The sequence below is a fragment of the Vibrio sp. 2033 genome (assembly GCF_033339735.1).
Genome location: NZ_JAWOVC010000001.1, coordinates 279,454 through 292,723 on the forward strand (window position 1 = coordinate 279,454; position 13,270 = coordinate 292,723).

Below are 13,270 nucleotides of genomic sequence, written 5' to 3' on the forward strand. Positions count from 1 at the left end.
ATCGTCAGCAGGCTTAAGGATAGAGACGAATCCAAGTGGTTTTGGTTTCGGTGAATTTTTCAATCGCGTGGAGAGACTTGTCTCGACCGTTTCCGCTCATTTTGAATCCACCAAATGGAACCGTCATATCACCTTCGTTGTAGTTGTTGACCCAAACCGAGCCGGCTTGCAGTCGTTTTGCTACGCGATGAACGCGGTTGATATTGCTACTCCAGAGTGCCGCGCCTAAGCCGTACTTCGAGTCGTTGGCAATCTCAATTGCTTGCGCTTCGTCTTTGAATGGAATGACACACAGCACCGGACCAAAAATTTCCTCTTGGGCGACACGCATCTTGTTGTCGACGTTGTCTAAAATGGTTGGGGAAACAAATGCGCCCTGCCCATCGACATCGCCGCCACAACGTACGTTTGCACCTTCTGATTCACCTAACGAGATGTATTCCAATACTTTTGATTTATGATCTTGGTCGATGAGTGCACCCATGGATGAACTTGGGTCCATTGGGTCTTTTGGCGTGAACGCTTTCGACGCTTGAATAACTTTTTCTAAGAACTGATCTTTGATGCTTTCGTGAACAAGCAGGCGGGTTGCCGCGACGCACACCTCACCTTGGTTGTAGAAACACCCTGCGGCGGTTTCTGCTGCTGCGCGGTCTAAATCATCACAATCTTCAAACACGATGTTCGCGTTCTTGCCGCCCGCTTCTGCAAACACGCGCTTTAGGTTGCTCTCACCCGAGCTGACCATCAGTTGGCCTGCAATGCGCGTCGAGCCTGTGAAGGCGATGCAGTCTACGTCTTGGTGTTTCGCCAGCGCGTCGCCAGCTTCATGACCAAAACCCGTCACGACTTGGAAAACGCCTGTTGGTAAGCCCGCTTGAGAAGCAAGTTGACCTAGAAATATCGCGGTGAGAGAAGATTTTTCTGACGGTTTTAGAATCACGCTGTTACCAGCGGCTAAAGCAGGACCAAGCTTCCAGCACGCAAGCCAAAGGGGGAAGTTCCACGGTACAACCGCAGCAACCACACCAATTGGTTGATGAGAAATAAAAGCGTGTACATCTTTTTCGGTTGGGGCAACTTCGCCGTATACTTTGTCGATTGCTTCTGCGTACCAGCGTAATGCACTCGCCGCACCAGGGATATCGGTAGAGAAGCTGTGAGAGATAGGCTTACCGGTATCAAGCGTTTCTAGCAGAGCCAATTCTTCTTGGTTTTGATCAATCAAGTCAGCAAACTGTTTAAGCACTGCTTTGCGATGAGCTGGGCTGCTCTCGCTCCACTGACCGGATTGAAATGCTTGGCGAGCGTATGAAACCGCGAGATCAACATCTTCATTTTGGCAACGGGCGATTTCGGTGAATATTTCATCTGTTGCTGGGTTAACTACCGGGATGGTTTGCCCTGTTAAAGCGGCACTGTATTCACCGTTAATGTACGCCCTGTTTTCGATGTTTAGATTGTTTTTTAGTTCAATCCATTGCTCTTGGGTTTTCATACGCTCTCCTTGTGGTCACACAAGGCAAGCCCCCACTAAAATGTGGTTGGCGTATGCGCACTTATCATTCGACAAGCCTTGTCTGTGTGATTTGTAAATCGATGGGGCTTCGTCGTATCAATAATGTACGACTCGCCCGCTGTTATGACATGAGATTGCCCTTTATATTCCAGAGTGATTTCACCCTCTAATACGGTGCCAATCTCTTCGCCTTCGTGTTTGATTTCTGCCGCACCAGTGGTTCCATAAGGTGCGTATTCCTCGATCAAGAATCCGATGACTTGATCTTTGTCGCCATTCGTTACCAGTTTCATGGACACCGTCTCGCTCCCGATTTCCACAAGATCTGACGGCTTGATGACTACTTTCACTTCATCGTTCGAAGGTTGTTCAAAAGTGAAAAACTCTGATAACGATAAAGAAAATACATTAACGATTTTTTGTAGTGAGCTGACCGACGGGCTCACTTTGCCATTTTCAATGGATGAGATTGCACTGTGGGTAATACCAGCGCGCTCGGCTAGTTCCCTTTGTGACAATCCATGTTTTTTTCGTAACTGAACAATATTTTTACCAATCTCTTGATTGTCCATTCATACAGCTCCAAACGTTTAACGAGAGGTAGCCATCATAAATTCATTGAACAAAATTTGAGAGAAATGATTGGTTTTTGCTTCCCATTCTGGGTGCCACTGCACGCCAACGAAAAATTTTTGATTAGGAAGACTAAATGCTTCTACCAAGCCATCCGGGGCTTTAGCTTCTACTTGTAAGAGAGGAGCAAGCTGATCGACGCCTTGGTTGTGTAGTGTGTTCACTTCAAAGAAGGTGGTGTTTTCCCAATGATTTTGCACCAGCCATTGTTCAAATAAGCTCTGTTTTTGAACTAGCACAGCGTGTGCTGGCGCGTATTTTTGTTCGAAATCTTCAACAGGCGCTTCACGATGGTCATTGAAGCCGGAGTCATGAACGGCTGGGTTTAACGAGCCACCGAGTGCGACATTCATCTCTTGAAAGCCACGGCAAATACCAAGGCACGGAATGTTTTGGTCAACCGCATGACGAATTAACGTGAATGAGAGCTCATCACGAGCTTCATCTTTGTAGCTCTCTTCGTGCGTTGCATTGTATCGATGTGGCGCAACGTTAGAGTGGCTGCCAGGAAAAAGAAAACCATCACATATGTCTAGGATGGTGGTTACGTCATTGCCCGACATGTCGGGAGCCAACATAATCGGTAGCCCTCCAAAATCCTTTATGGCGCGAAGGTAAAAGTCGTTGACCGCTTGTATCTGATAGCCACCCAACTCTTTAGCGCAGCTAACCACACCAATGATGGGTTTGTGTGTATCTGCCATGATATGTCCATGTTCAATTTATTTAACACAAACCCTACAAACCATGTACAAAATTATCAACACAGATGACCATTATTATCGTCACAACGTGATCTGACGCACTTTTTAGGCTTCAAAACTGAATATTTATGCTCATTATATTGAACAAAACAAAACCAACTGTTACAAAATAGTTAACAGAAAGACATAAGAACCAGCCGTTAAACATCAAAAACACAGTTTAAGTGCATGTTTAAATTAAAAATAACCTAAAAAACAAACAACTCGCTCAGAGTACTGTAATTTATTTGTTAATTTGGTTATTTCTAATTTCTACTCGTCAGGCTATTTGGAGAAGAAAATGGAATCGTATCTACAGGAAGTACAAAATTTTAAACAAAAATGGCCCGATATTGAATTTATCGATCTCATCTTTACCGATATAAATGCCACCCCAAGAGGAAAACGCATCCCGATAGATGCTCTAGAAAAACTGAATAAAGGTGTTGCCCTCCCCCTTTCGACCATCACCCTAGATACCAAAGGTAACGTCGTTGAAACGGCCGGGTTGGGAGAAGATCTCGGAGAACCAGATAATCTCTGCTATCCAATCAGCGGCACCTTAATGCCGACGGCAAAAGAACAAGTTGGTCAGCTACTGCTTAGTATGATGGATGAAACCGGGCAGCACCCTAACCCACTGTTCATCCGAAACATTCTCGCTTCTATATTGCAAACACTGCATGCTAAAGACCAATATCCTTGTGTCGCGCTCGAGCTGGAGTTCTATTTAATAGACAAAACCCGCGGCGAAAATGGCGAACCATTAACGGCAATTAACCCCACAAAAAAAACTCGAGAAAAAGATACCGAGGTTTACGACCTTGATGGACTAGATGACTACGCTGATTTCTTGGCCGACCTTAATCGAATTGCATTAGAACAAGGTTTAAACACTTCCGGAGCCCTATCTGAATCGGCACCAGGGCAGTTCGAAATCAACTTCAACCATTCTAAAGATGTACTTCGAGCATGTGATGAAATCATCATCGCAAAACGCTTGATTCGCCAGGTCGCTCATCAGCACGGATTTGACGCCACATTTATGGCGAAACCTTTTAGTGAGCAAGCGGGTAATGGCATGCACATTCATCTCAGCTTGGTTGATACAGATGGTAACAACCACTTTAGCCAATCAGACGGTCAAGCGAGCGCCTTCTTCTATCAAACCATGGCAGCGATGCTGTCACAAACATCCGATGCCATGGCCCTAATCTGTCCTAACGTTAACTCTTACCGTCGCTTTGTTACTGGCGCTTACGTCCCAACCAAAGCCGATTGGGGAGAAAACCACCGCGGTGTTGCGTTGCGTGTGCCTATCAGCGATAGCAAAAATCGCCGTATAGAGCATCGTATAGCAGGCGCTGACGTTAACCCATACATTCTCGCTGCAGTAGTACTTTCCGCAGTATTAGCGAGTGAAAGCTACACCAAAGATCAATGTCCACCGACTCTCAGTGATGATGCAATTGAGTTACCTCTGCGTATGTCAGAAGCTCTAGAGCGACTGGAGCACAGTGAGCTAGCTCAATACATCTCAAGAGACTTTATCGATTTGTATCTAGCTTGCAAACAGAGTGAACTCGCAGAATTTGAGCGAGCGATTACTCCATTGGAAATCGACTGGATGTTGCACTCGGCATAAACAAAGGAAATGAACTTTATGACTACGCAGACCAAGGCGCTGGATGCGCCTCTTAAAATCAACTCTCAACACATTATTGTTTCTTTAATCTCGGTTGCGACGTTTGTCTTTTTTACCACAATCGGTTTGAACCATGAGGAAGGCGAAGCCTACGGATGGATGAGTCTTTTACCAACGGCGTTGGTATTGGTCTTTGCGCTGACAACACACCGAACTGTGGAAGCCCTCTTTAGCGGCGCTATTGCCGGTGTTCTTCTGCTTAACCCAACTGAAGCGGTGGAACAGATTGTTGATATTTCCATGAGTGTAATGATGGATGAAACTATCGCCTGGATCATCCTCGTTTGTGGTTTGATGGGCGGCCTAATTGCTATTTTGGAGAAAGGCGGCAGTATCTTAAGCTTCTCCGACATGCTGGTCACGAAAGTAAAAAGCCGTAAGCAATCGATGCTGATGACCTTTGCGTTAGGTATTCTGATCTTTATCGACGATTATTTGAATGCGATTGCAATTTCTTCCTCAATGAAAAAAGTTACGGACGGCTACCAAATCTCGCGTGAAAAGCTCTCATATCTTGTGGATTCAACCGCCGCACCTATCTGTATCCTCGTACCAATTTCCACTTGGGCAATTTTCTTCAGTTCTTTGCTAGAAGCAAACGGAGTAGCAGAAGCGGGAGATGGTATCAAAGCATACATTGAAGCTATTCCATACATGGCTTACGGCTGGGTAACGCTGGTGATTGTTTTGCTGGTTGCAATGGAAAAGGTCCCAGATCTAGGCGCGATGAAAAAGGCAGAAAAGCGTGCGAAGAATGGTCAAGTTCGTCCAGACGGTGCAACAGATGTCGACTTTGGTCCCGATGTATCTGCACATACCAACCCAACCATGGGCCTTGTCAACTTCTTGTTACCAATGATCGTACTTGTTGCCGCAAGTTGGTATTTTGGTATCGATCTACTTGCTGGTGTTTTCGTCGCGTTAATCTTTACTATTAGCTTTTACGGCGCACAAAAACTGATCTCGATGAACGACATGTTCGAAGCTGTTTATGATGGCATTAAAGTTATGCTACTGCCGCTTGCGACCGTTATTGGTGGTTTCATGTTGAAATCGGTCAACGACTCATTGGGCGTCACGCAGTATGTCATTGAGACCGTCAGCCCTTACCTGTCAGCGTCTTACTTCCCTGCGATTATCTTTATGATTACGGGCGCGTTGGTATTTGCAACGGCATCGTCTTGGGGAACGTTTGCAGTAGCGATGCCAATTGTTCTACCTTTGGGCGAACAGCTTGGTGTGCCTCTACACTTAACCGTTGCAGCGCTGCTTTCAGCATCAGCGGCAGGGAGCCACTCTTGTTTCTTTAGTGACTCAACCGTGTTATCTGCACAAGGTTCAGGCTGTACAGCAATGCAACACGCAACCACACAGTTTCCTTATGCGTTGATTGGTATTGTTGCAACCGCGATTTTCTTCTTCATCATCGGTTAGCCCCTTTATCTAATTGCAAAACCCTGCTCAAAAATAGCGGGGTTTTGTTCTATCAAGTCAAATGATCCTCTTAAAACTACTTTACGCCCGTTCAGTATAAAAATACTCAAAGATATACAACTGCACTCAATAAGGGTTTGGTAAACCTAATATTTTTGGTTTACGCTTAGCGAAGCGTTTATTGTGCAGCAAGGCAGCTTTTGAGTAACTAAAATGCCGCCTTAATACAGTGTTAACGGTTGGAGAGACATGAAAAAGTTAGCCCATGAGATATGGATATTTGACGGAGATCCCGTCCAATTCTTAGGACTCCCATACACCACTCGTATGACTATTGTTAGGCTTTCTGATGGTGGCCTTTGGGTTCATAGTCCAATTAAGTTATCAAATTCGATTAGAGAGCAAATCAACAATCTAGGCCAAGTGAAATACTTAATCGCTCCTAATCATTTACACCACTTGTTCTTATCTGAATGGGTATTTGCCTATCCTAGCGCAGAAGTTTATGGCACAGATGAAGTCATTAAGAAGTGCCGTGATATACACTTTCACGCTTCACTTAACCAAGGCGGTAATGCTTGGAACTCTGAGGTTGAACAAGAACTATTTTCTGGCTCTCCATTAATGGAAGAGTGTGTGTTTTATCATCGACTTTCAAAGACCTTAATTGTTACTGACCTCGTCGAGAATTTTTCTGGCCAGGACTTTAACTACTGGCAGCGGTTTGTGGCTAAAGGGGCCGGTATTCTTGCTCCGAATGGAAAAATGCCTTTGGATTGGCGCCTAAGTTTTATGTTTAGCAAACAAGAGGCTCGAAAACACTTAAATAAATTGCTGTCTTGGAAACCTAATATATTGGTTATGGCTCACGGTGAAATCGTCCTTGATAATGCAGACGAGTTCTTACAGCGCTCTTTTAAGTGGCTAGTATGAGACAACATTGAAAACTCACACAACAGAATAGACAAGAAGCTATTTTAAAACATTAGGCCCTTTTAGCTTAGTCTTAGGGACGAATTTACAGCACTACACGTTATGTTTAACGATAAGCTCCCCTATTCCTCTTAATTGAGCATTATGCAGCAATTTAAAATTCCGTTAGAATTGCACTTCAAAAACTTCAATGCGAAGAATTCTGGACATTGATACGGACATAAGTTCAAGAGTTAACATAACGCAATAGCAATCTCTTACTAATTATTTTGCATCGAGACATTGGCATACTCCCGAAACAAACCCTTCTACTCTAAAGGTTTTGTTAATAACAGTTGCCATGCTTGTTAGTTATTCTCGTTGAACTCAGTATCTTGAAGTTGTTTGAATATATAAATTTAAAAAAAAGAGACATAAGATGCACAAAAAACTCATCATTCTAAGCTTGCCTATTCTATTAGCTGCATGTGCGGCACCAAAGTATACGGTAGAAACAATCTCGAAAGAAAATCAGAGCAAGGAAATCACCATCGTAAAAGACAACGCCACGCGAGATGTTTTCTTAGATTCGATGCAAGACTGGTGTTTGGATACCGCCCATAAATGCACAGTCGTAAGCGACGGCACGCCTCCTGTTAGCTCTGAGCTAACACTTACTTACGTATCACGCTGGAGCTGGGATTTTAGAACATTTATCGCTGATGCTCAGATCAAAGCCTACAAAAATAACGAAAAAGTAGGACAAGTTGAATTTAAAGCACCAAACAGCGCGAATCCAGATAAATGGGGTAAAGACAACAAACGAATCATTTCGATGATGGATCTGTTATTCGGTAAACAAACCGTGAGTGAGGCTCAATCCAAGATTAAGCTGGGCGAAATGTAATGAGCCGAACAATTGCCCATTTAACAAGCATCATATATTTGTAGAGAAAGATAGGAATGTTTAAGTGACTGAAGTCAAAACCATTGGGCTTTTCTTTATAACCGCCATTGCAGAAATATTAGGCTGCTACTTACCTTATCTCTGGTTAAAGGAAGATAAGTCAGTTTGGCTTTTGGTACCAGCAGCGCTATGCCTTGCTATGTTTGCTTGGCTTCTATCTTTACATCCTACCGCAACTGGCAGAGTTTATGCCGCTTACGGTGGTGTCTATATTTTTGTCGCAATTCTATGGTTGTGGTGTATCGACGGCGTTCGACCAACGCTCTGGGACATAGTGGGGGTTTCTGTCGCTATGCTTGGCATGTCAATCATCATGTTTTCACCCAGAGCATCCTAAACGTAACCGAGGGAAACCCTTACGCTTAGTATTTTGGCTATGTGCTAGATTTATTGATTAATAACATTATGACGTAATTGCTACATAGCCAAAGTACGCTTGGGCTTCACCCCAAAACAGCGCTATTTATAGGAGATACTAATGAACCATGCAGTGAAGGCAAGATTTGATGAGTATCCAAAACATGTGCGTATTCGGATAGAAGAGCTACGAAATATCGTCTTAACTATCGCTTCTGAATTAAAACTGGGGGAAGTTGAAGAATCTCTAAAATGGGGAGAGCCAAGCTACAGTGTGAAAACAGGTAGCCCGGTAAGGATGGATTGGAAACAGAAAACGCCTAGTCGTTATTATCTGTTCTTTAATTGCCAAACTAAGCTCGTCGACACATTCCGCGAACTGTATAGTGACTCACTTGAGTTTCAGGGTAATCGAGCAATAATTCTATCTTTATCAGCACCTTTGCCAGAAGCTTCAATCAAGACCTGTTTAGAATTAGCATTAACCTATCAAAAGCGAAAGAACTTACCTCTTTTAGGTATGTAAGATCGCTTAATAAAACTATTTACGGCCGATTAACCATATTCAACTACTCTACCTTTGTATCCTTTTTAATGCTTCCGCAGTAAAGTTTTAGATTAAGTGGTCACGTTAATAGCGCCGTAACCAAACTAGTAATATCGAAATAAAGAAGAGTTTATGAAATCAAAAATCTTGTTCTTACTTATGCTTGGAGCTCATTTCAATGCTTTTTCAGCGACGAACTATCAAGTCAATGTGGTAGTAACAGAGCCTCAATCAACATTCATTTTTCCGACTTTTGAAATATCCTCTAAAGGAAAAAGCAAAACCAGTTTTGTCGACGGCTGCACGTACTTAGGGACCCTTTCAGAACCGAGCAAAAATAGTATACAGCTTGAAGCTACCATGTCATGCAACCAAGATGGCTCTACGTCAAGGATGGAAATGCCGGTATTTGTGCTCAACTCCGAGGGTCAAAGCGCGAGTTATGATCTTGTAGAAAACGGGATCGTGATGTGGAAATATTCTGTAGAAGTTAAGCCGTCACTTAAAAAGTGATATATCAGAAATACTAAAGTAACAATCAGCACTATTAACCGCCGTTTAAGTGTAATAGGTATATTCTTTACGACTTAATGACGTTACTTGTTGCCGCAAGTCTCCAACTCATGTACAAAGCAGCCCTAATTTTAATAGGAGCTAAGTGGCATGAATTTAATTGTACGTCAGGTAACTTTAGGTGATGCTGAAGGCATTACAAACGTCCTCAACCCCATCATTATTGAAGGTTTATACACTGTATTAGATACGCCTTTCACACCTGAAGAAGAAAAAGAGTTCATTACTCATTTCCCAGAACGGGGCGTGTTTACAGTCGCTTTATCCGAAAATAGCTCACAAGTCATAGGTTTCCAAAATATCGAGCCATTTGCACAATATACAAAAGCTTTTGACCATGTTGGCATAATTGGTACGTTTGTTAGTGACGGTGCTCGTGGCCAAGGTGTGTCTAAACAGCTTTTCAAATCGACATTCGAAGTAGCCAAACAAAAGGGTTACGAAAAACTATTTGCGTACGTTCGCGGCGATAATGAGCGAGCGTTATCAGCCTATCTCAAACAAGGCTTCGAAATCGTAGGGACCGCGAAGAAGCATGCAAAAGTTCGTGGGAAATACGTAGACGAAGTCCTCATTGAGAAGTTTTTGTAGGTGTTAAGTCGCTAAACACTAAGCACGCATATAAGAACATTTGAACCAAGACTCAATTTCCGTCGTAGAAATCTCTTTTCTAAAATAGGTTATTTGAAATGAAACTGACCTCGGAAACTGAGTCAAGAATAATAGAAATGGCATGGGAAGACCGCACCCCATTTGAGGCTATCGAATTTCAATTTGGTTTGAATGAATCCGACGTGATTCAGTTTATGCGTAGCCGGCTCAAATCAAGTAGCTTTAAATTGTGGCGTAAAAGGGTTTCGGGGCGCAATACAAAACACAACAAGCTACGAAACTCAGACATCATTAGAGGTTATTGCCCAACTCAATATAAGCCGCGATAGCGAACTGCACTTGGCATAAATTTTTATTACGAATCGCAACATTTATCGCCCTACCTTTGAACCAACTTCATGATTGGAGGGGAATAGTCACCACTTAATTCAACCTAGGTGTTTCAGGGCGATAATAAATTCAATGGGAGTCATCTTAACGTCCTCAGTCGCCATCAAACTAATGATTCCACAGAAAAGATTGATACAAAACGCCCACTAAAAGTAACTCAGATTAAGGCGTCATTTAATCCGTGTATCAATCTCTTTTACCTTCTGTTTAGGCACTAGAATCACTAACCTTCTATTTTATCTTTGAAGGCACAGATAAAAAGCTGCATGATTAAAAAGGAAAAATAGCGGATAACGGTTTAACAAGCACTCGGAGCTTGGAGGCAATTTTGAACAAATTACTTATGATGTTTGCGTTGGTTTCTTTACCTTGCTTGGCTTCTGATGATGTTGAAGATCCCTGCAAAGTAAAAGGCGGGGGCGTTATGGCTGGTTATCAGTGTGTAGAAAAGAAGATGGAATCTGCAGATAAAGAGCTTAACGAAAGTTACAAGGAAGCAATCGCTAGAATAGGTGAGGAAGAAAAAGCACTAAGGAAAACATGGTCTCAGACCGAACTGGTAGAGCCATTTCGAAAGGCCCAAAGAGCTTGGCTAAAATACAGAGACGCCGAATGTGAATTTACGGGCCTGTCTTCCACACCCTCACCCTGGCAAGGTGTCCAGATTGAAGAGTGTAAGTTAAGAATGACGTTAGAACGCGTCGAGTACTTCAATGGAGTATACGTAGGCTAAACGGATTACATCTAACAAAGCACTTCAATAAGATTCGCAACTCTTGGCAATTTCAGTTTAAATGTACTCGGTGTTTAAGATGCAAACGTTCAGGTTGAGTGGTCGCTCCGCTTACTACTTAACCCTGCGTTGTGCGTAAAGCTAATATGGGTGTGAAATAATTATGGAAAAAGACGATTTAGTTGGGCTAGTAGTTAAGTATTTCGAGAAAATAGATGCCGGTGATCCTAGCTATCTGGATCTATTCTCAGAGGATGTTGATTTTTTCTTTCCTAAATTTGGGCAAGCGAAAGGAAAGAGTGCCTTAGTGGAGTTTGGCAATAGGATTGGTGGCTCGTTGATTAGTATCTGGCACGACATAGACGGCTTTCAAATAACGACTGCTGGAAACAAGGTCATTGTTGAAGGACAGGAAGGCGGCGTAATGAGTGATGGTACCTCTTGGCCGGACAACAAAGTTTCCACAGGGCGTTTTTGTAGTGTATTTGAGTTTGAAGGAAAAATGATAAGTCGTATGTTTGTGTACGTAGACCCTGACTTCCCGAGTCGAGATTTTGAGAGAATTTCCGTGCTGTCAGGCGAGAGCAACGTGCGACAAACTGTTCAAGCCTGAATACTACCGCTACCGCATAGCATCTTTGTTATGCGGTAGTATTCGTAGTTAAGGTGTGTTAAGGGCTTTGATATCGCTTTACTCACACCTTATCAGTGCGTTAGCTATATTCCCTTACTGATAGAAATGCTACTTTCTTCAATCGTCCTGTATTATGATAATGAAAAAGATTGCACTAATTTTAAAATTAAAATGAACCAAAAATTTTTTCTAAAACTACTCCCTGTCCCTTTTCTTCTAACCGGTTGCCAGTCTACGCAAAGCCAGCTTCAGCCTATACCTGAAAACGTATTATCAAACCTATCGACTCAATGGGCAGTGGTAGAGGCCTGTTTTCACTCCGATGCTTATAGCTTAGAGCAATCCGTAAACTATCGAGAGGCCATTAACTATTCTTTTTCTACTTGGCTAGTCGATCAGTCCGATATCGATCAGTCTGTAAATGAAGCTCGTGTAGCGTTATCAGAATATCAGTCTCAGAATGATGGTTTAGGAACAACATGTAAGGATTGGCACCTACCCTTAGAATCTGGGTTGCGAGAAGTTAACAATCACAAGAATCAAGTGGCGATAAACCAGCAGCGAGCACATGAAATACATAAAGCAAACGCTTCTAAACCTGTGACGTATTCAACACCAGCATCTACTTCGACTAGTAATGTTGTTCACTGTTACAAATTGGAAGACGTTAGCTTGAATAAGAACATTCAAACCTTTAATGGAATGATATGCCCTATAGGCTGGCTTAAATATTATGGCTATTAATGTATTTGATTAATACAGCACTTAAGAATGAACTCTAAGTTTAATTTTTAGTTCAAGATTGGGTTTCTTGTTTACAATGTTATGTTTCCAGTTGGATTACCGTATTCGAATAGATTGACGAAGTTAATCAATATATGTGTATTGATGCTTACTTTTTATCGAGTTATCTTTGTTTGATAGCCATTAAAACGAGTAAGGAAACAAAGTGACTGTGTTAACAAAAGGCATACACCACGTAGGTTTAACCGTATCTAACCTAGAAGCAAGCGCGAAGTTTTTCACTGAACAATTAGGTTGGAGTGAAGTAAAAAGAAATCCAGACTACCCGGCAATATTTGTGAGTGATGGGCATATCATGCTTACACTATGGGCGGCTAAGGCTGATGCCGCCACTCCATTTGACAGAAAAACGAATATTGGTTTGCATCACTTAGCTTTACTGGTAGAGACTGAGAAGCAACTCGATGAGTTGCGTGATCAATTTATGGCGTCGGGAATCGAAATTGAGTTTGGTCCCGAGCTTGTTAAAACAGGACCCGCAAAACATTTAATGTGTTACGACCCAAGTGGTATTAGGGTTGAGTTTTTCTGGGCGGGCTCATAAAACAAACATAACAAAGTTTTATAATAGGGATTTGGCACACATGGCATTGTTAGTTTGCACCGCCTTTGGTGTTTAAGGTGCTCAGTAGAAGCTTGCGTATTGAATGCCCCTCCCCTCCTACTACACATTTTGCGACTTACGAGTAAGTCCAAAAGGATAAATG

16 protein-coding genes are annotated in these 13,270 nt (G+C 42.6%); 13 read left to right on the top strand and 3 right to left on the bottom strand.

The genetic code is table 11. The features are described 5' to 3' along the window. Positions 1-13 precede the first annotated feature (13 nt). The 3 genes from R7P74_RS01180 to R7P74_RS01190 are packed head-to-tail and all read right to left on the bottom strand — an operon-like array spanning position 14 to position 2,856. Positions 14-1,498 carry an aldehyde dehydrogenase gene (locus R7P74_RS01180; protein ID WP_318122561.1) on the bottom strand — a complete coding sequence of 495 codons (1,485 nt, stop codon included), beginning with the start codon at positions 1,496-1,498 and terminating at the stop codon, positions 14-16. 35 nt (positions 1,499-1,533) lie between these two features. Continuing rightward, entirely contained in the window at positions 1,534-2,091 is a 558-nt protein-coding gene (gene puuR / locus R7P74_RS01185) for an HTH-type transcriptional regulator PuuR (RefSeq protein WP_005377813.1), read from the bottom strand. A gap of 18 nt (positions 2,092-2,109) precedes the next feature. Next, a complete protein-coding gene (locus tag R7P74_RS01190; RefSeq protein ID WP_169628436.1) occupies positions 2,110-2,856 on the bottom strand; it encodes a gamma-glutamyl-gamma-aminobutyrate hydrolase family protein in 747 nt (248 codons plus the stop codon). A gap of 340 nt (positions 2,857-3,196) precedes the next feature. Between R7P74_RS01190 and R7P74_RS01195 the strand changes: the two genes are divergently transcribed. The 13 genes from R7P74_RS01195 to R7P74_RS01255 all read left to right on the top strand — a co-directional run bounded on the left by R7P74_RS01195 (position 3,197) and on the right by R7P74_RS01255 (position 13,107). Beyond that, positions 3,197-4,540: a glutamine synthetase family protein gene (locus R7P74_RS01195; RefSeq protein ID WP_318122564.1), complete on the top strand. Its 1,344-nt coding sequence runs from the start codon at positions 3,197-3,199 to the stop codon at positions 4,538-4,540. Between the two features lie 18 nt (positions 4,541-4,558). Continuing rightward, positions 4,559-6,034, top strand: coding sequence for a Na+/H+ antiporter NhaC family protein (locus R7P74_RS01200; protein WP_054576461.1), 1,476 nt, complete (start codon positions 4,559-4,561; stop codon positions 6,032-6,034). A 249-nt stretch (positions 6,035-6,283) separates the two neighbouring features. After that, complete coding sequence (locus R7P74_RS01205; protein WP_186584308.1) at positions 6,284-6,967, top strand: DUF4336 domain-containing protein; 684 nt, start codon at positions 6,284-6,286, stop codon at positions 6,965-6,967. A 418-nt stretch (positions 6,968-7,385) separates the two neighbouring features. Next, the gene (locus tag R7P74_RS01210) at positions 7,386-7,853 is read left to right on the top strand and encodes an Sbal_3080 family lipoprotein (RefSeq protein WP_005385757.1); all 468 of its coding nucleotides are present in this window, start codon (positions 7,386-7,388) and stop codon (positions 7,851-7,853) included. A gap of 64 nt (positions 7,854-7,917) precedes the next feature. After that, positions 7,918-8,250 carry a YnfA family protein gene (locus R7P74_RS01215; protein ID WP_005377819.1) on the top strand — a complete coding sequence of 111 codons (333 nt, stop codon included), beginning with the start codon at positions 7,918-7,920 and terminating at the stop codon, positions 8,248-8,250. Between the two features lie 141 nt (positions 8,251-8,391). Then, positions 8,392-8,796, top strand: coding sequence for a DUF1801 domain-containing protein (locus R7P74_RS01220; RefSeq protein ID WP_017633973.1), 405 nt, complete (start codon positions 8,392-8,394; stop codon positions 8,794-8,796). Positions 8,797-8,949: 153 nt separating this feature from the next. Next, positions 8,950-9,330, top strand: a complete 381-nt coding sequence (locus R7P74_RS01225; RefSeq protein WP_138939935.1) for a hypothetical protein — start codon at positions 8,950-8,952, stop codon at positions 9,328-9,330. A 150-nt stretch (positions 9,331-9,480) separates the two neighbouring features. Continuing rightward, positions 9,481-9,981 (top strand): GNAT family N-acetyltransferase, encoded by a 501-nt coding sequence (locus tag R7P74_RS01230; protein ID WP_053306918.1) that lies wholly within the window; start codon positions 9,481-9,483, stop codon positions 9,979-9,981. A gap of 98 nt (positions 9,982-10,079) precedes the next feature. Next, positions 10,080-10,331 carry a TIGR03643 family protein gene (locus R7P74_RS01235; RefSeq protein ID WP_005377824.1) on the top strand — a complete coding sequence of 84 codons (252 nt, stop codon included), beginning with the start codon at positions 10,080-10,082 and terminating at the stop codon, positions 10,329-10,331. A gap of 404 nt (positions 10,332-10,735) precedes the next feature. Next, positions 10,736-11,125 (top strand): lysozyme inhibitor LprI family protein, encoded by a 390-nt coding sequence (locus R7P74_RS01240; protein ID WP_065274430.1) that lies wholly within the window; start codon positions 10,736-10,738, stop codon positions 11,123-11,125. 163 nt (positions 11,126-11,288) lie between these two features. Then, the gene (locus R7P74_RS01245; RefSeq protein ID WP_225472846.1) at positions 11,289-11,738 is read left to right on the top strand and encodes a nuclear transport factor 2 family protein; all 450 of its coding nucleotides are present in this window, start codon (positions 11,289-11,291) and stop codon (positions 11,736-11,738) included. A gap of 192 nt (positions 11,739-11,930) precedes the next feature. After that, the gene (locus tag R7P74_RS01250; RefSeq protein WP_248394029.1) at positions 11,931-12,503 is read left to right on the top strand and encodes a hypothetical protein; all 573 of its coding nucleotides are present in this window, start codon (positions 11,931-11,933) and stop codon (positions 12,501-12,503) included. 205 nt (positions 12,504-12,708) lie between these two features. After that, on the top strand, positions 12,709-13,107 hold the full coding sequence (locus R7P74_RS01255) for a VOC family protein (protein WP_017820909.1): 399 nt from the start codon (positions 12,709-12,711) through the stop codon (positions 13,105-13,107). Positions 13,108-13,270: the final 163 nt, after the last annotated feature.